The organism is Methylobacterium sp. Leaf118 (assembly GCF_920984675.1).
Lineage (GTDB): Bacteria > Pseudomonadota > Alphaproteobacteria > Rhizobiales > Beijerinckiaceae > Methylobacterium.
Genome location: NZ_CAKLBV010000036.1, coordinates 1 through 16,765, shown reverse-complemented (window position 1 = coordinate 16,765; position 16,765 = coordinate 1). Strand labels below are relative to the sequence as shown.

Genomic DNA, 16,765 nt, shown 5'->3' with positions numbered 1-16,765 from the left:
GCCTGTCGCGGTTCAGACATGATCGTTGAAGCCATCATTCTCGAAACGCTCGACTGGACGCGCGCGGTCGCCTTCTACGAGGGGCTGTCCGGAGAGTTCGGAATCGTCGAGGTCCGTCCCGTCCCCCAGGCTATATTGTGGGACCCGTCGGCGGATTTCCTTCCGCGGATCATCGTCCGCGAGGCCGCGCCGGGCGCCGACCGGGTTGGCGGGATCGGCGGAATCATTGTCCTGTGCGTCGACGATATCGAACGGGTCGATCGCGCGCACGACCTCGTCATCCGCCTCGGCGCAGGCGATGTCGAGGAGGCGCGATGGTACAGCGGCATCTACGCAGTCCGGTTCAGCGATCCGGACGGGCATCGCTTCGAAATCGCGATGGTCATCTGAGCCTGCCCGCGCCGACGGGGATGGGCCTGCGCGATGCGTCCGCTACATCGAGGCGGACAGGCTCGCGGCGCCCAACTCCGAAGGAGATCGGGCGAAGAGACAACGCGCCGGGCTGACGGGCCACGGACGCTGCCGTGGCCTGCCTCTTGCTCCGGCAGCATGGCACAACTGGGGGAATGGCGCGGATGGCGCTCACGGCGTTCGACGAGATGAACGGGATCGGCGGAGATCTGACCGATGCCGGCACCGTCCGGCAGGCCTACGACACGTTGAAGGCCTGGCTCGACAAGATGCCGCCGGAGCATTTCAACACCCGTCGCAGTCAGGCCGAGATGCTGTTCCGGCGCATCGGCATCACCTTCGCGGTCTACGGTGCGAACGAGTCGACCGAGCGGCTGATCCCGTTCGACATCATCCCCCGCGTCCTGACGAAGCCCGAATGGGATTTTCTCGAGCGCGGTTTGAAGCAGCGGGTGACGGCACTCAACGCCTTCATCAACGATGTCTACGGGGCCGAGGAGTGCATCAAGGCCGGAATCATCCCGGCCGATCTCGTCTACCGCAACCCGCATTACCGCATGGAGATGCGGGCCTTCGACGTGCCCCACGACCTCTACGTCCACATCGCCGGGATCGACATCGTCCGGACCGGCGAGAACGACTTCTTCGTCCTCGAAGACAACGCCCGCACCCCGTCCGGCGTTTCCTACATGCTGGAGAACCGCGAGGTGATGATGCGGCTCTTCCCGGAGCTGTTCTCGCGCCACCGCGTCGCCCCGGTCGAGAACTATCCCGACGCTCTGCTCGCGACCCTGCGCAGCCTGGCGCCTCACTCGGCGACCCGCGATCCCACCGTCGTGCTGCTGACGCCGGGGCGCTACAATTCCGCGTTCTACGAACACTCGTTCCTGGCCGACAAGCTCGGCGTCGAACTCGTGGAGGCCGGCGACCTCTTCACCAAGGACGACGTCGTCTACATGCGCACCACCGAGGGGCCGCGCCGGGTCGACGTGATCTACCGCCGCCTCGACGACGACTTCCTCGATCCGCTCGTGTTCCGCCCGGACTCGGTTCTGGGCGTGCCGGGACTGATGAATGCCTATGAGCGTGGGAACGTGACGCTCTCGAACGCCGTCGGCACCGGTATCTCCGACGACAAGGCGGTCTACAGCTACATGCCGGAGATCGTGAAGTTCTTCACCGGCGAGGAGCCGATCCTGCACAACGTGCCGACCTTCCGCTGCCGGGAGAAGGATGCCTTCGGCTACGTCATGGACAACCTCAAGGACCTCGTTGTGAAGGAGGTCAACGGCTCGGGCGGCTACGGCATGCTGGTCGGCCCCCACGCCACCAAGCGCGAGATCGACGAGTTCGCCAAGAAGCTCAGGCACACGCCCGACAACTTCATCGCCCAGCCGACATTGTCGCTGTCCACCTGCCCGACCTTCGTGGCCTCGGGCGTCGCACCGCGTCACGTCGATCTGCGCCCTTTCGTGCTCGCAGGCGCCGACGAAATCCGCATCGTTCCGGGCGGCCTGACCCGGGTTGCCCTGAAGGAGGGCTCGCTCGTGGTCAATTCGAGCCAGGGCGGCGGCACCAAGGACACATGGGTGCTCGATGCCTAAGCCGATCGCCCATTCGTTATGCGTCCCCGGTGCGTCCGGAGCGAATCCTGTGCCTGAGATCGAGGCAGGTGCCGCGCCGATTATCACCGCGTCTGCGAGCTGAACGCCCATGCTGTCACGGACTGCCGACAACCTCTACTGGCTCTCGCGCTACGCCGAGCGGGCCGACTTCCTGGCCCGCATCCTCGACGCGGCCCTGCGCCTCACCGCCTTGCCGACGGGCTACGGGGGGCGCACCTCGAACGAATGGGCCTCCGCCCTGTCCTCGGCGGGCGATCCCGAGTTGTTCAAGACGCTGTACGACACGGTCAACGAGAGCACCGTGTGCAACTTCCTGGCATTCTCGCCGAACAACCCGTCCTCGATCCGCTCCTGCCTCGCCACGGCGCGGGAGAACGCCCGCTCGATCCGCACGGCACTCACCACCGAGATGTGGGATTCGATCAACGGCGCGTGGCTGGAGCTGCGCTCCTATGAGGGCCGCGACCTGAGCCGAGAGGAATTCACGCAGTTCCTCGACTGGGTGAAGCGGGTCTCGCTCACCTTCGACGGCTCGGCCTACCGGACGATGCTGCGCAACGACGCCTACTGGTTCACCCGGGCCGGCACGGCGGTGGAGCGGGCCGACAACACCGCCCGCATCCTCGACGTGAAATATCAGATCCTGCTGCCGGCGACCGAGCGCGTCGGCGGCTCGCTCGACTACTTCCAGTGGACCACGATCCTGCGCGAGGTCTCGGCCTTCAACGCCTATCACTGGGTCTACCGCGAGAGCATCAAGCCGGTCCTGGTGGCCGATCTCCTGATCCTCAATACCGAGATGCCGCGCTCGCTCGCGAGCTGCTACCGCATGCTGGTGGAGCATCTCGACCTCATCGCCGACGCCTATGGGCGCCGCGGCGAGAGCCAGCGGCTCGCCAGCAACATGCGGGCGAAGCTCGCAGGCGCCGACATCGACCGCATCTTCGCCTCGGGCCTACACGAGTTCATCCAGGGCTTCGTCGTCGAGAACAACGCGCTGGGCGCGGCGATCAGCGAGCAGTACCTCGTCTGAAGCCGGGCGGGCGGTGCCGGGGCGCCACGGGCCGGGAGCGGGCGCCCCTTGCGTCGGGGCGCCGGCCGGGCCAACCCCGTCGGCGATGACGACGCTGACGGCCACTTTGCGCGAATGGTACGAGGGTACGACGCGGCGGGCCCACCGCTTCCGCTACGCGCTTCTCGTCCTCGATCTTGCGACCATCGCCTTCGTCATCGTCACGTCGTTCCTACCCCTGACGGGGTGGATCATCGTCGGCGACGTGGTTCTGGGGCTCTGCGTGCTCCTCGACTTCGGCGCACGCCTCTTCATCAGCCGGGCGCCGTTGCGGGAGTTTCAGCATCTCAGCACCTGGACCGACGTGGTGGCGATCGCCTCGTTCCTCGCGCCCCTGCTCGTCGAGGGCGCCGGGTTTCTGAGGATCCTGCGCACCCTGCGCCTGCTGCGCACCTATCACCTGCGGGAGCGGCTGCGGCAGGACAGCGACCTGTTCCGGCGCAACGAGGACGCGATCCTGGCCGCCACCAACCTGGCGGTGTTCGTCTTCACGATGACCGGCATCGTCTATGCCACGCAGCACGGCACTCATCCGGCGATCCAGACGCCGATCGATGCGCTGTACTTCACGGTCACCTCGCTGACGACGACCGGCTATGGCGACATCACCCTGCCCGGTCCGACAGGCCGGCTGCTCTCGGTCTTCGTAATGATCTGCGGCGTGACGCTGTTCTTCCGCCTCGCGCAGGTGGTGTTCCGCCCCTACAAGGTGCGCTTCTCGTGCACCGCCTGCGGCCTGCAGCGCCACGAGCCGGACGCCGTCCACTGCAAAGCCTGCGGCAAGCTGCTGAACATCCCGGACGACGGCGAGGACTGAACTGCGACTCGACCGCCCAGACCCGGGACATGGGGTCGGCCGGTTGCGCCGGAATCGTTTCGATCGGACCGAGAGGCCGATGGTCCCGGACGGAACCGTACCACGGCACCGGGATACGGCGCCGGGGGCGGTCGTTACCGGCCGGTGGTCGTCGTGGATTTGACCGGCTTCGAGCCCGCCATTGCCGGTCTCGTTCACGCGGGACCGCTCCAGGGCTTGCCGCCGGCCGCGCTGCTCCCGGTCGCCAGGGAGGAGCCCGTGCGGCCGTCGCCCCCCGTCGACGTGCCACCCGTGCCGACCGTCGAAGAGCTGGTGCCTCCGCCCGCGGACGAGCCGCCGTCGCCGGTTGTCGAGGACGATTGTGCCAGCGCCAGCGCGGCGCCGCCGAAGACGAACGTGGTCGCGAGAGCTGCGAGGCGCATTTGCTTGAGCACGTACTTCCCTCAGAAAAATCTGCATTGCGTGGCCTAAATCTAAAACAGCATAAATACAGTTCCATGATTTTTGCCAGAAAATATGCATAGAAATCATAGCGAAAATTTTGCTGTCCGCATTCCGCAGGGGCGCAAATGGGTCCCGCCGCGGCCCGACCGCGGGTGAAAACAGCGATCGCGGACGGGGAGGAACGGTCCGCGCCCGACCGTTGCCGGCGCCGTCAGCAGGTGGGATACCGATCGGGCGGGGTCGAACGGCCTTTACGGGCGGCACTCTGCCTGGTCTGCGACAGGATGGACGGCCGAAACGGACTGACTTGCCGATGCTTTGAGCAGCCCCGCGGATTTCCAAACCGATTCCAGCGCCCTAGCTTGCGACGACCCGCCGAGACAGAACCCCGCCATGCGCATCCGCATCGTCCACGATACGGTCTACACCTACGAACACCCGGCCCGCGGCCTGATCCAGATCCTGCGGCTAACCCCCCGCGACCATGACGGGCAGCACGTGCGCGAATGGCGCATCGAGCCGTCGGTCAACGGCCGGCTCACGGCCCGGGAGGACGGCTTCGGCAATCTCGTCCACTGGTTCTCGGCCGACGACCCCACCGATGCCCTGACGGTTCGGGTGACCGGCGAGATCGAAACGTTTGAAACCAACGGCATCGTCCGCGGTGCGGTCGAGCGCCTGCCCGATCTCTTCTACCTGCGCGACACGTCCCTCACCGAGGCGAACCCGGAGATCAAAGCCTTCGCCCAGAAGGTCGCGGATGCCAGCGGGCGAGAGCCGCTGCCGCTGTTGCACCGCCTGCTGGCCTCCCTGCACGAGACCGTGGCCTTCGAGCCCGGCCCAGCCAGCGGCGGCACCGGCGCCGCAGCGGCCTTCGCGGCCGGCCGCGGCATCAGCCAGGACCTCACCCACATCTTCCTCGCCGCGGCCCGGCACCTCGACATCCCCTCTCGCTACGTCTCGGGCTATTTCCGCCGGGACGAGGACGCTGAGGGGCCGCGGGAGCAGCGGGCGGGCCATGCCTGGGCCGAGGCGCTGGTGCCCGGCCTCGGCTGGGTCGGCTTCGACCCGGCCCACGGTCTCTCGGCGACCGAGGCGCATGTCCGCGTCTCGATCGGCCTCGACTATCTCGGTGCGGCTCCGATCCGCGGCAGCCGCGTGGGCGGCGGCACCGAGACCCTCGACGTGAAGCTCCATGTCGAGCAGGTCGCCGGGCCGGGCCGGGCCCACAGCCGGCAGAGCCAGTCCCAAGGCTGACGAAGCGCGCCTCATACCCAATCCGGTTGATCCCTTCGGGATGGCGGATTTGGGCTTCGCTCAAACGCCGCGCGGGCTTGCCGGATACGGGCTCCGCTTTGATCAAGCGGAGCCCGTATCCCCCCCCGGTCGCCGGCCGTTCCCATTCGGGACGTGACGGCGCAGGGGTCGTGTTGAGAGAGACACGACGCCACGGCCGTGCGGCGCGCCGATCCGGAGACGGATTCGGGCGCGACGCGACCCTGCGCGCCCTCGCGGCGTGGTCCCGAGCGCCTTCGCATCGGCCGAACGAGCCGGATATCCCGAGCGCCGCTCGCCCCCATCCACAGCGAACCGCTCCCGCCGACGGCGCGGCCTCATTGCGCGCTCCCGAGGGCAAGTGCGACCCATGCGACACCGACCCGGCGTCGCCCGGCGCTGGAACAGCACCTTTTTGCGGTTTTCGCCCCAATTTGCGACCCGGCACGCAACCAGCAGCAGGCTTGATGCGAAAGTCTATGGTAGAAATAGACGCGCCAATCATAGTGATTTTGAATAATTCTAACGAATTGCCGTTGCTGATTGGCAACATGCCGTGACAGCCTTCGCAGGGTCGCTTGTGGAGTTCTTGAGCATACCCTACTGCCAACTCAGGAATGCCCTTCCGGCACAACGTCTTATCATCATTCTAAACAACGGCCGCTGCGACGCAAGACGCGGCCGACGGCAGGCCTCGTCCTGCCCTTGGGGGTTCGTATGTCTCTCGTTGGGCCTATTCAGTCTTCAGGTTCCGCGTCTGTCCGTTCCGCAGCTCTGGCGAGTTTGTCTCTGCTCGCGCTCACGCTGAGTCTCGGTACGGCATGGGCGCAAGCTTCGACAACCCTCGGTGAAATCGCGGTGGAAGGTCAGGGCGGCGCGAGGCGGGTGGGCTCGACCACGCTGCCGGGTGGCGGCCTGCCGGCGAGCACCATCGTCCGGCCCGGCCAAGTCGTGACGGAGGATCCGCGCGGTCCTGTCGACGGCTTCGTCGCGACCCGCACGTCCACGGCCACCAAGACCAACACCTCGCTGCTGGAAACCCCCCAATCCGTGAGCGTGATCGGCCAGGAGCAAATCCGGGCCACGGGCGCTCAGACGCTCACGCAGGCCACTCAATACACGCCCGGCGTTTACTCAGGCGTGTTCGGAAACGATGCCCGCCTCGACTGGTTCTTGCTGCGCGGGTTCGTCGCCCATGATTATGGGCTGTACAAGGATGGCCTGCAGCTTCTGAATTACGGATTCAACTACTTCCGCACCGATCCGTTCGGCCTGGAGCGGGTCGAAGTGCTGCGCGGCCCGTCGTCCCTGTTGTTCGGTTCCGGCACGCCCGGCGGCATGATCAACACGATCACCAAGCGGCCGACCGCCGTGCCGTTCGGCTATGTCGAGGCCGGCGCGGATTCGTTCGGCAATGCCTATGGTGGGTTCGATATCGGCGGGCCTGTGGATAGCTCCGGCCACTGGTTCTACCGCCTGACCGGCATCGGCCGGGGCGGCGGCACGCAGATCGACGCCGTCGATGCCGACCGCATCTACATCGCGCCCGCGCTGACCTACCGGCCCGACGGCGCCACCTCGTTCACCCTTCTGACGAGCTATCAGAAGGATTGGACCGGCGTCACCGCGAACTTCCTGCCCTATAGCGGCACCGTCGTGCCGAATGCGAGCGGGCTGTTCATCCCCCGCTCGCTCAACGTGGGCGACACGAGGCTCAACACCTTCCGCCGCGAACAGGCGTTCATCGGCTACGAATTCGAGACCGCTCTGGACGCGACCTGGACGATCCGCCAGAACGCGCGCTACTCGTTCAGCCAAGCCTTCCAGAACTCGTTCATCGGGCAGCTCGGCTATCTGGCTGGAACGAACGAGACCCAGCTCGCCCGATACCAGTTCCGCGACAGCTCCCGCGTGAACCTGTTCCAGATCGACAACCAAGCGCAGGCCGACTTCTCCGACGGCCTGTTCCGCCACACCGCCCTGTTCGGGGTCGATTACAAGAACTATCAGCTGCACGACAACCAGGCGTCCGGCTACCAGTTTCCCGGCGTGCCGGCGCTGGATATCGTCAATCCCGTCTATGGCGTGACACCGCTGCCGGTTTCATCCTACCTCATCGACAAGGACAGCTTCCAGCAGCTTGGGTTCTACGCGCAGGATCAGATCAGAATCACCGACAGGTTCTCGATTATCGCGGGTCTTCGTGCAGACTTCGCCTCGACCAGCGTCGACAAGCAGCTGGCCCCGCTTAACAGCACCCGTCGTCAAGATCAGGCCCTCACCTATCGTATCGCCGGTGTCTACAACTTCGACTTCGGCTTGGCGCCCTACGTCTCCTACGCGACGTCCTTCCAGCCGCAGATCGGGTTCGACGGCCGGACCGGCGCGACCTTCAAGCCAGATAACGGCGAGCAGATCGAGGTCGGCTTCCGCTATGCGCCGGTCGGCCAGCGATGGATCCTGTCCTTCGCCGCCTTCGACCTCACCCGCAGCAATCCCCTGATCCCGATCGCGCCGTTCATCACCAGCTTCACACAGATCGGCGCAGTCACCTCGCAAGGCGTCGAGGCCCAGTTCGTGGCAACGCTCGCGGAAGGCTTGAACATCACGGCGTCGGTCACGGCCTACGACATCAAGTACGGTTCCAACACACTGCCAGAGGTGGCAGGCCGGACGCCGACGGCGACCCCGCAAGTCCTCGCGAACGTCTTCGCCGACTACACTTTTCAGGATGGTCCGCTGCGCGGTTTCGGCTTCGGCGGCGGCCTGCGTTACGTCGGCAGCTCCTACGCGGTCAACAACACCCTCCAAGCACGGCTCGTGGTGCCCGAATACCTGCTCTACGACGCCACGATCCACTACGACTTCGACAACGGCATCCGGGCATCGCTCACCGGCGCGAACTTGGGCGACGACCGCTTCGTCTCGGCCTGCCAGGATGCGTCCAACTGCTATTATGGCGAGGCGCGCCGCATCCTGGGAAGCATCAGCTACAAGTGGTAAGCGCCCCCTGCGAGCCCTGCGCCGCGAGCGCGGGGTCGAGTCAGACGGTCTCCGGCTGACGGCTTCGTTTCAGCCCCCGATCCCGTCTTTCCGGGGCGCGAAGCGACCCCGGACCCGCAGGGGCGCGCCGGAGGCGTGCGATCGACGACGGGCTGCGACGCCATGCTCGCGCGTCGCATCACGGGTGGATCCCGGGTTCCGCTGCGCGGCTTCGGGATGACGGGCGAGGCCAGACCGAAGGGATCAACGGGAAACAGTATAAGAGGAGCCGATCCACCGGCTCCGCCTGACTGGCGCGAGGTTGGCCTTGCGGTCCGGCCAAGCCTCGTGCGATCCGGGCGGTCCGAATCTTCCTGCACAGGCCCGGGCGGGCTGCATCATGACCTATTGCGTCGGAGTCCTCGTCGAGGGTGGGCTCGTGATGATCGCCGACACCCGCACCAATGCGGGGCTCGACAACATCTCGACCTACCGCAAGCTGCACCATTTCAACGTGCCGGGCGAGCGGGTGATGTTGCTGGCCTCGGCCGGCAACCTCTCGGTGACGCAGTCCGTCGTCAGCATGCTCGCCGAGGGCGTGGACGATGCCGAGGGCGAACCACCGGCGCGCCTGCGGGACGCGCCGAGCATGTTCAAGGCCGCCCAGCTCGTGGGCCGTGCCATCCGCCGGGTCCAGACGATCGAGCGGGCCGGGTTCGAGGCGGCGAACCTCCGCATGGACGTCTCGTTCCTGTTCGGCGGCCGGATCGGCGCCGGAGCGATGCGCCTGTTCATGATCTACTCGGCGGGCAACTTCATCGAATGCAGCCGCGACGCCCCGTTCCTGCAGATCGGCGAGCACAAATACGGCAAGCCGATTCTCGACCGGGCGGTGACCTACGAGACCGAACTCTACGACGCGCTCAAGGTCAGCCTCGTCTCGATGGACTCGACCATGCGCTCGAATCTCGGCGTCGGTCTGCCGATCGACATCGCGGTCCTTCGCAGCGATGGCCTCGACCTTGAGGTCAACCACCGGATCGAGGCGGGCGAGCCCTATTTCCACGACCTGCGCGAGCGCTGGTCGGCGGCGTTGCGCGCGGCCCACCGGGCGATCCCCCGGCCGCCCTACGGGCCGCAGCGCACGCCTCTGTCCTAGAGGCTCGTCCTGGATCCGATCTCCGGGACGATGCGCTCATCGTCTCGCACCACCAGCAGCGAACTCTCCGCCGCCTCGCCCTCGCGCACCGGCTCGCAGCGCCCGCCAAGGTGACGGGCCAGGAACGTTTCGGCGCGGATGAAGAAGGCGAGACGGTTGTCCGGCCGCACGAGGCCATGGCCCTCGTCGGGAAAGAGCAGATAGGTGACCGGAACGCCGCCCTTCGCCATCGCTGCGGCCATCTGATCGGATTCGGCCTGCCTCACCCGCGGGTCGTTCGCCCCCTGGACGATCATGAGCGGCACGCGGATCCGGTGGGCGTGGTGGACCGGTGAGCGCTCGCGGATCTGGGCCCGGCCAGCCTCCGTGCCGGGATCGCCGATGGCACGCTGGAATTGCGCCCGCAGCGCCTCCCAATAGGGCGGGATCGTCCTGAGCAGGGTGTCGAGATTGGCCGGGCCGACGAGGTCGATGCCGCAGGCATAGATGTGCGGGTTGCGGGCCAGCGCCATCAGGGTGGCGTAGCCGCCATAGCTGCCGCCCAGGATCGCGACGCGGGCCGGGTCGGCCACCCCTTCGGCGATCGCCCAGACGACGGCATCGCTGAGGTCGTCGTCCATGGCCCGGCCCCACTCGCCGTCGCCCGCGTTCAGGAAGGATTTTCCGAAGCCGGTGGAGGAGCGGAAGTTGACGCTGAGGGCGGCGTAGCCGCGATTGGCGAGCCACTGGTGCATCGGGTCGAAGCCGAACGTGTCGCGTGCCCACGGCCCGCCATGGACGAGGAGCACCAGAGGCCCCGGCCCCACCCGGTCGAGGGGGCGTGTCAGGTAAGAGACGAGGCCGAGGCCGTCGCGGGAGCGGATCACCGCCGGATGCATCGGCGCGAGCGGCGCGCCGTCGAGCTCCGGACGGGCGCTGCCGAGGGGACGCAGCGTCGTCGCGCGCCGGTCGTAGAGCAACGCCTCGCCGATCCGCGTGTCCGAGCCGGCGACGACGATCCAGAGGGTGTCGTCCTCGCTGCGGCTTGCCGGAGTCCAGTCGCCGAGGCCCTGGCCGTCGAGGAAGGCGAAGTCGTCCCGGAAACGCTCGTCCAGCACGTGCCAGCGCCGCCGGGCATGGGTGACCGCGTAGGCGATGGGCTCATGCGTGTCGGCATCCCGCAGGACGGTGCCGATATCGGCCTCGTCATGGGCGGCCAGTATCTTCGTCTCACCGGTCGCCAGGTCGATCCGGGTCAGGGCCGCCGTATCCCGGCCCCGGCTGTCGCGGCAGAACAGCGCCTGTCCCGCCGCGTCGAGGTTCTCGGCGCCGGAGGCGCGGGCGTCCTCCGCCGGGAAGGTGAGCCAGGGGGCCCATCCTTCCCCCTCCCGGATCAGGAGTTCGCTCGCACCGTTCGCCGGGGCCTGCATGGCGAAGCGCACGGCGTAATCCTCATCCACGAGGAAGCCGACGAAGCCCGGATTCTCGGCCATCAGGCGGCGGTCGCCGGTGGCGAGATCGACGCTGTAGAGGTCGTGGAAGCGTGGGTCGCGGTCGTTAAGCGCGAGCATCACCCGGTCGCGCACCCGCCGACTCAGGCCGACGATGCCCGCGGCGATGCCGGGGAACGGCGTCAGGTCCCGGTGCGTGCCGGTTTCCAGGTCGGCGGCGAAGACGTGGTCGTTCTCGTCGCCGTTCGCATCCTGAACGTAGAGCAGGTGGCGCCCGTCATAGGCGAAGGCGAAGCTGTCGACCGCCCGCCGCCGGTCCGTGGTGACGGGGACGGCCTCGTCCAGCGCGTCGAGGGGCGCCGTCCAGATATTGAGCACACCCTCATACGGCGCGACCCAGGCGAGGCGGCGCCCATCCGGGCTGAGCTGGTGCCCGTACCGCGTCGGGTTGCCGAACAGGTGCTCGCGCGGAATCAGGTCAACCATGGCATCGCCTCGCGGGGCTCTCACGGAGCCCCCGCGGGGAGAGGTAAGGCTGCCTCAGCCCAGCACCACCACCCGGGTGCCGACTTCGACGCGGTTGAACAGGTCGATGGCGTCCTGGTTGATCATGCGGATGCAGCCGGAGGACACGCTCTGGCCGATCGTATGCGGCTCCAGCGTGCCGTGGATGCGGAACAGCGTGTCCTTGTTGTTCTGCCACAGATACATCGCCCGGGCGCCGAGGGGGTTGCGCGCGCCGCCGGGCACGCCGAGCCCACTCTGGAGCTTGTCGACCTGACCGGCGAGGTCGGGCCGGCGGGCGATCATCTCCTTCGGCGGATACCAGTCGGGCCAGGCCTGCTTCGAGTTGATCGTCGCGGTGCCCGACCAGGCGAAGCCCTGCTTGCCGACGCCGACGCCGTAGCGGCGGGCGCGCCCGCCGGGCAGGACGAGGTAGAGGAAGCGGGCCTTGGGATCGATCACGATCGTGCCCGGAGGCTCGGTCGTGCGGAAATCGACCTCCTGACGCAGATAGGTCTGATTGAACTTCTTGAAGGGAATGGCCGCCACCGGGAACGGCTCGCCGGAGACCGTGCCGTAGGCGCGGGCATAGTCGATCGGCCCGTTGTCGGGCTGCTGCGGCGGCAGCTGCCAGCCGGCCTGACCGGGCGCCGGCGGGCGCGGCGTCTGGATCTGGCCGCCGGGGGCGGACGGGTTCGGCGTTTCGGGCGGCGGCTCGCCGTAGCGCTCGGCCCGGCGCCGGGCATAGGCCTCGGCGTCGAGGTCGGCGTCGGAGCCCGGCACCGGACGGCCATGCACGACACGCCCCGAATAGGGCACGTACTGACCGCCCCGCTTGCGGTAGAGCGCGCCCGCGGCATCCTGGTAGAGGCGGTCGTCGTCATAGCCGTCGAAGGCTTGCGCGAAGACCGGGGCCGGCAGCCCCGCGAGGACGAGGCACGTCGCGGCCCCGAAAAGAAGCTTACGGCGGTTCTGGTTCGACATGGATCGCTCGAAAGAAATGACCGGATCGCCCCAACAAACGGGGCCGACGGTCAGGACCGTCCGGGCCGGCTGAACTGCCCCGCTTGACGACTAGCAAGACCGTAGGCGCCCGTCACGCGGCCCCCACAACAGGCCTGTGGCTTAGCACGACGCTGATGTGAACATTGTGTCCGGGAAGTTACACCGATGAATCCGATCCCCGGGATCGCAGGACGTTAAGGATTTCGAAAAAATTGTGCGGATGACGGCGAAATCGTGGCAGGCGGCGATTGCATCCGGACGGGCAATCCCTAGATCAACCGTGGCCGTCTGGCCCCGACCACGGACCCCCCCATCGTGCGCCCCCTTCTCCTCCGCCTCTCGCTCGGATTGCTCTGTCTCGCGCCGGCTCTGCCGATCGAGGCCTCGGCCGCGGGCAAGGTCTCGCCGGCCGCTGCGCGTACCGCGCCGGCCGATCCCGCTCCGAAGCCCGGTACGACCTGGACCGCCGCCGAGCCCGAGCCGGCCCATTGCAGCCGCGTCCGGCGCAAGCTGTGGCAGGAGAGCGAGGGCTGGATCGTCAAGACGGTCAACGTCTGCCGCTGACCGTCTCCCGTGGCGTCAGGAGGCAAATCCCGCCTGATGGCGGAGGCGCGGCGTTCACCACAGGAGATCGGGCCCCGCGGCCCCGCGGCCCTCGAAGCCGGTTCCGCAACCCGCTAGAACCGGCCCGCCCGGCATCGGCCGTGGCGTGTAGGGGATGGCGGGAAGCCTGTCATGATCCGCGTCCTTCATACCGGCGACTGGCATATCGGACAGACGCTGCGGGGCTTTTCCCGCGAGCGGGAGCACGACGCCGTGTTCGCGCGTCTGGTCGGACTCGTGGAAGAGCGGGAGGTCGATGCCCTGGTGGTGGCGGGCGACGTGTTCGACGGCCAGAATCCGTCCGGCGAGTCCCAGGCCCGCTTCTACGCTCTGATGGCCCGGCTCCACGCCGTCCGGCCGTCCATGACCATCGTGATCACGGCGGGCAATCACGACGCCGCCGGGCGGCTGGAAGCGCCGCGCCCCTTGCTCGAAGCGATCGGCGTGCATGTCGTCGGCAATGTCCGCCGCCGCGACGGCGCGATCGATCTGGGCCGCCATCTCGTGCCGATCCGCGACCCCTCCGGCGCGGTGGCCGCGCAGGTGCTCGCGGTCTCCTACCCGACCGCTTCCTGCCTGCCGCCGCTCGCCTCACTCATGCGGGCTGGCGAAGTCTCGCCGATCGTTCGTGGCGTGCGCAATCTCTATGACGGGCTCTACGAGGCGGCCCGGCCGCGTCTCGACGGCCTGCCCCTCCTCGTGACCGGCCATCTCCACGTGGCGGGCGGGCTCGAATCGGAGGGCGCGGAGCGGCGCATCCTCGTCGGCGGCGAGCATGCGGTGCCCCCGGACGTGTTTCCCGAGGCGGCGGTCTACGTGGCGCTGGGCCATCTGCACCGGGCGCAGGAGATCCGCCATGGCAGCGGCGGGCGGACGGTACGCTATTGCGGTTCGCTCATCCCCCTCTCGGCCACCGAGCAGCCCTACCAGCACGGCGTCAGCCTCGTGACCCTGGGGGACGGTCCGGCGCCGCGGGTCGAACACCTGGCCCTGCCCCGCCCGGTGCCGTTCTGGCGTCTCCCGGAACAGGGCGAGATCGCCTTGGCCGATCTCGGCGACCATCTCGCCGCCCTCGCCCTCGATCCGACATTGCCGCCCGAGGCGCAGCCCTTCGTGCAGGTGCGCCTTGCCCGCGCCGGCCTCCCCGCCGGGTTCCGCGCCGAGGTGGACCGGGTCGCCTCCGCCTTTCCGGTGCGGGTCGTCGACGTTCGCGTCACCGCGCCGGACCACGCGGAGGTGGACCTCGTCGCGCCGGGCGCGGTCCTGGCGCGGTTGGCCGAGCGCGATCCCGAAGATCTCTTCCGCCTCGCCTTCGAGCGGACCCACGGCTGCCCACCGGAGGCGGCTCATCTCGACGTGTTCCACCGCGCCCGGGCGGCGGCGGCCTGAGCCCGAACCCGGAATGCGCATCCTCGCGATCCGCGGCGAGAATCTCGCCAGCCTCGCCGAGCCCTTCGCCATCGATCTGGCGGAGGGCCCGATCGCGCTGACCGGCCTGTTCGCGATCACGGGTGAGACGGGGGCCGGCAAGTCGACCATCCTCGATGCGCTCTGCCTCGCGCTCTACGGCCAGTATCCGCGGGTCAGCGTCGGTCGGCGGGAGGAGGTGCCCGATCCGAGCGGTCAGGCGCTCGCCGCGAGCGACGGCCGCGTCATCCTGCGGCGCGGCGCCGGCCAGGGCTATGCCGAGGTGGATTTCCTGGCCCAGGACGGGATCGCCTACCGGGCCCGCTGGGCGGCGAACCGCGCGCGCCTGCGGGCGCAGGGGCGGCTCCAGGCCGACACCCGCACCCTGACCCGGATCGCCGACGGCCAAGCGGTGGCGAGCGGCAAGAGCGCGGTCGCCGCAGCGGTCGAGGCGCGCACCGACCTCACCTTCGACCAGTTCCGCCGCACCGTGGTGCTGGCGCAGGGCGAGTTCGACGCCTTCCTGCTCGCCGGGGAGGCCGAGCGGGCCGATCTCCTGGAGAAGATCACCGGCACCGAGATCTACTCCGCCGTCTCCCGGCAGGTTCATGCCGGCGCCGGGGCGGAGCGGGCAGCGGTCGGACTGCTCGACGCCCGTCACGCGGCGATCGGTCTTCTCGCGGAGGAGGCCCGGGCCGCGATGCGGACGGAGCGGGCGAGCACGGTGGACACCCTGCCGGCGCTGGAGGCGGAGCACGCCGCGCTCAGGGCCGCCCTCGATCTCGCCGGGCGACGGGCCGTCTCCGCGCTGCGACGGGACGAGGCGGAGGCGGCCCTCGCCGCGGCGGAGGCCGTGATCGCCTCTGCCGGTCCCGAGGCCGCGCGTCTCGCCGCCCTCGATGCCGTGGAGCCCCTGCGCCGGCCGGCCGAGGCCTTCGCAGCGGCGGAAGCCTCGGCGGCCGCCGCCGAGGGCCTTCTGGCGATGGCAGACGGGGAGAGCCACGAAGCCGAGCGCGCCCGCGAGGCCGCGGAGGCCGGGTTCGCGCAGGCCCACGGCGCCGACGAGGCGGCATCAGCGGAGTTCGACGCGTTCACGCCCCTCTGGCGCGAGGCCGACCGGCTCGACACCCGCATCACCGATTGCCGATCGCAAGCCGACGCCGCGCAGGCCCGGGCGCGGACCGCCGCCGAGACTGCCGAGCGGGCGGAGGCCGCGGCAGCCCGGGCCGAGAACCAGCGCTCTCAGAGTCTTGCCGCGCGAGACGGCCTCGCGCGGGAACTCGACGACGGGGCGATGGCCGCGCCCCTCGCCGACCGGGCGGAGGAGATCGCCGGCCTCTTCGCCAAGCATGCGGCGCTGTCCGAGGCCCTGCGGACCGCCCGCGACGGCCTGGCCGCAGCGGAAACGGGCGTGGCGGCGGCGGAGGCCGCGATGGCCGAGGCCCGCCTCCGGGCCGACGTCGCGCGGGCGACCCGCCTCCGCCACGCCGCCGCCCGCGACGCCCTCGCGGCCGAGCGGGCCGGCCTGGACGAGGACGGGGCGCGGCTGCGGTCCGAGCATCTGGCGGCCGTGGCGGATCCCCTGGCCGAGACCGCCGATCTCGCCCGTCGATACGGGGAAGCGGCGAGCGAGCAAGCCCGGGCCGAGGCCGCGGCCGAGACGGCCGAGGCGGACCGGAAACGGGCGGGCGAGAGGCGGACCGTGTCCGAGCGGGCCCGCGAGGCGGCCGCGCGGGCCCGGGGCGAGATCGCGGTCCTGGCGGAGCTCGCGGAGAGCAGCCTGTCGCGGGAGGCGGCGCGGCTGCGCAGCCTTCTCGTCGCGGGCGAGCCCTGTCCGGTCTGCGGCGGACGCGAGCATCCCCATCGCCACGACGACTGTGCACTGAGCCAGCTCGCGGAGACCATGCGGACCCGCCGCGCCGCCCTCGACGCCGAACTCGCCGGCGCCGACCGGGCCAGTCGCGAGGCTGCTGCGGCCGAGGCTCAGGCGAGCGCGCGCCTCGAGGCTGCCCGTCGCGAGGGCGCCCGCGC

13 protein-coding genes are annotated in these 16,765 nt (G+C 69.0%); 10 read left to right on the top strand and 3 right to left on the bottom strand.

Going from position 1 to position 16,765, the window contains the following annotated elements:
* The first annotated feature begins 18 nt into the window (after positions 1-18).
* From LW587_RS15310 to LW587_RS15295, 4 genes are all read left to right on the top strand, one after another.
* Positions 19-390 carry a VOC family protein gene (locus tag LW587_RS15310; RefSeq protein ID WP_232630453.1) on the top strand — a complete coding sequence of 124 codons (372 nt, stop codon included), beginning with the start codon at positions 19-21 and terminating at the stop codon, positions 388-390.
* Between the two features lie 185 nt (positions 391-575).
* Positions 576-2,015: a circularly permuted type 2 ATP-grasp protein gene (locus tag LW587_RS15305; protein ID WP_232630452.1), complete on the top strand. Its 1,440-nt coding sequence runs from the start codon at positions 576-578 to the stop codon at positions 2,013-2,015.
* Between the two features lie 109 nt (positions 2,016-2,124).
* The gene (locus LW587_RS15300) at positions 2,125-3,069 is read left to right on the top strand and encodes an alpha-E domain-containing protein (RefSeq protein WP_232630451.1); all 945 of its coding nucleotides are present in this window, start codon (positions 2,125-2,127) and stop codon (positions 3,067-3,069) included.
* Between the two features lie 85 nt (positions 3,070-3,154).
* On the top strand, positions 3,155-3,925 hold the full coding sequence (locus LW587_RS15295; RefSeq protein WP_232630450.1) for a potassium channel family protein: 771 nt from the start codon (positions 3,155-3,157) through the stop codon (positions 3,923-3,925).
* 194 nt (positions 3,926-4,119) lie between these two features.
* On the opposite strand, the gene LW587_RS15290 is transcribed toward LW587_RS15295, so the two are convergent.
* Positions 4,120-4,347, bottom strand: a complete 228-nt coding sequence (locus LW587_RS15290) for a hypothetical protein (protein WP_232630449.1) — start codon at positions 4,345-4,347, stop codon at positions 4,120-4,122.
* 415 nt (positions 4,348-4,762) lie between these two features.
* Here LW587_RS15290 and LW587_RS15285 point away from each other — a divergent pair, with 415 nt between their 5' ends.
* The 3 genes from LW587_RS15285 to LW587_RS15275 all read left to right on the top strand — a co-directional run bounded on the left by LW587_RS15285 (position 4,763) and on the right by LW587_RS15275 (position 9,785).
* Positions 4,763-5,626 carry a transglutaminase family protein gene (locus LW587_RS15285; RefSeq protein WP_232630448.1) on the top strand — a complete coding sequence of 288 codons (864 nt, stop codon included), beginning with the start codon at positions 4,763-4,765 and terminating at the stop codon, positions 5,624-5,626.
* An 801-nt stretch (positions 5,627-6,427) separates the two neighbouring features.
* Entirely contained in the window at positions 6,428-8,647 is a 2,220-nt protein-coding gene (locus LW587_RS15280; protein ID WP_232630447.1) for a TonB-dependent siderophore receptor, read from the top strand.
* Positions 8,648-9,026: 379 nt separating this feature from the next.
* Positions 9,027-9,785: a peptidase gene (locus tag LW587_RS15275; RefSeq protein ID WP_232630446.1), complete on the top strand. Its 759-nt coding sequence runs from the start codon at positions 9,027-9,029 to the stop codon at positions 9,783-9,785.
* Here LW587_RS15275 and LW587_RS15270 read toward each other — a convergent pair.
* On the bottom strand, positions 9,782-11,701 hold the full coding sequence (locus LW587_RS15270) for a S9 family peptidase (RefSeq protein ID WP_232630445.1): 1,920 nt from the start codon (positions 11,699-11,701) through the stop codon (positions 9,782-9,784). The two genes, LW587_RS15275 and LW587_RS15270, sit on opposite strands and share 4 nt — an antisense overlap.
* A 54-nt stretch (positions 11,702-11,755) precedes the next feature.
* Positions 11,756-12,703: a L,D-transpeptidase gene (locus LW587_RS15265; RefSeq protein WP_232630444.1), complete on the bottom strand. Its 948-nt coding sequence runs from the start codon at positions 12,701-12,703 to the stop codon at positions 11,756-11,758.
* A gap of 336 nt (positions 12,704-13,039) precedes the next feature.
* Between LW587_RS15265 and LW587_RS15260 the strand changes: the two genes are divergently transcribed.
* The 3 genes from LW587_RS15260 to LW587_RS15250 all read left to right on the top strand — a co-directional run.
* Complete coding sequence (locus tag LW587_RS15260) at positions 13,040-13,288, top strand: hypothetical protein (RefSeq protein WP_232630443.1); 249 nt, start codon at positions 13,040-13,042, stop codon at positions 13,286-13,288.
* A 171-nt stretch (positions 13,289-13,459) separates the two neighbouring features.
* The gene (locus LW587_RS15255; protein WP_232630442.1) at positions 13,460-14,716 is read left to right on the top strand and encodes an exonuclease SbcCD subunit D; all 1,257 of its coding nucleotides are present in this window, start codon (positions 13,460-13,462) and stop codon (positions 14,714-14,716) included.
* A gap of 13 nt (positions 14,717-14,729) precedes the next feature.
* Positions 14,730-16,765, top strand: a 2,036-nt coding sequence (locus tag LW587_RS15250) for an AAA family ATPase (RefSeq protein WP_232630441.1), incomplete at its 3' end; no start/stop codon positions are given.

Bases quoted from the DNA above. Each gene is read 5' to 3' on its own strand.
- LW587_RS15310 (WP_232630453.1), top strand. From the start codon at position 19: ATGATCGTTGAAGCCATCATTCTCGAAACGCTCGACTGGACGCGCGCG.
- LW587_RS15305 (WP_232630452.1), top strand. From the start codon at position 576: ATGGCGCTCACGGCGTTCGACGAGATGAACGGGATCGGCGGAGATCTG.
- LW587_RS15300 (WP_232630451.1), top strand. From the start codon at position 2,125: ATGCTGTCACGGACTGCCGACAACCTCTACTGGCTCTCGCGCTACGCC.
- LW587_RS15295 (WP_232630450.1), top strand. From the start codon at position 3,155: ATGACGACGCTGACGGCCACTTTGCGCGAATGGTACGAGGGTACGACG.
- LW587_RS15290 (WP_232630449.1), bottom strand. From the start codon at position 4,347: ATGCGCCTCGCAGCTCTCGCGACCACGTTCGTCTTCGGCGGCGCCGCG.
- LW587_RS15285 (WP_232630448.1), top strand. From the start codon at position 4,763: ATGCGCATCCGCATCGTCCACGATACGGTCTACACCTACGAACACCCG.
- LW587_RS15275 (WP_232630446.1), top strand. From the start codon at position 9,027: ATGACCTATTGCGTCGGAGTCCTCGTCGAGGGTGGGCTCGTGATGATC.
- LW587_RS15270 (WP_232630445.1), bottom strand. From the start codon at position 11,701: ATGGTTGACCTGATTCCGCGCGAGCACCTGTTCGGCAACCCGACGCGG.
- LW587_RS15265 (WP_232630444.1), bottom strand. From the start codon at position 12,703: ATGTCGAACCAGAACCGCCGTAAGCTTCTTTTCGGGGCCGCGACGTGC.
- LW587_RS15255 (WP_232630442.1), top strand. From the start codon at position 13,460: ATGATCCGCGTCCTTCATACCGGCGACTGGCATATCGGACAGACGCTG.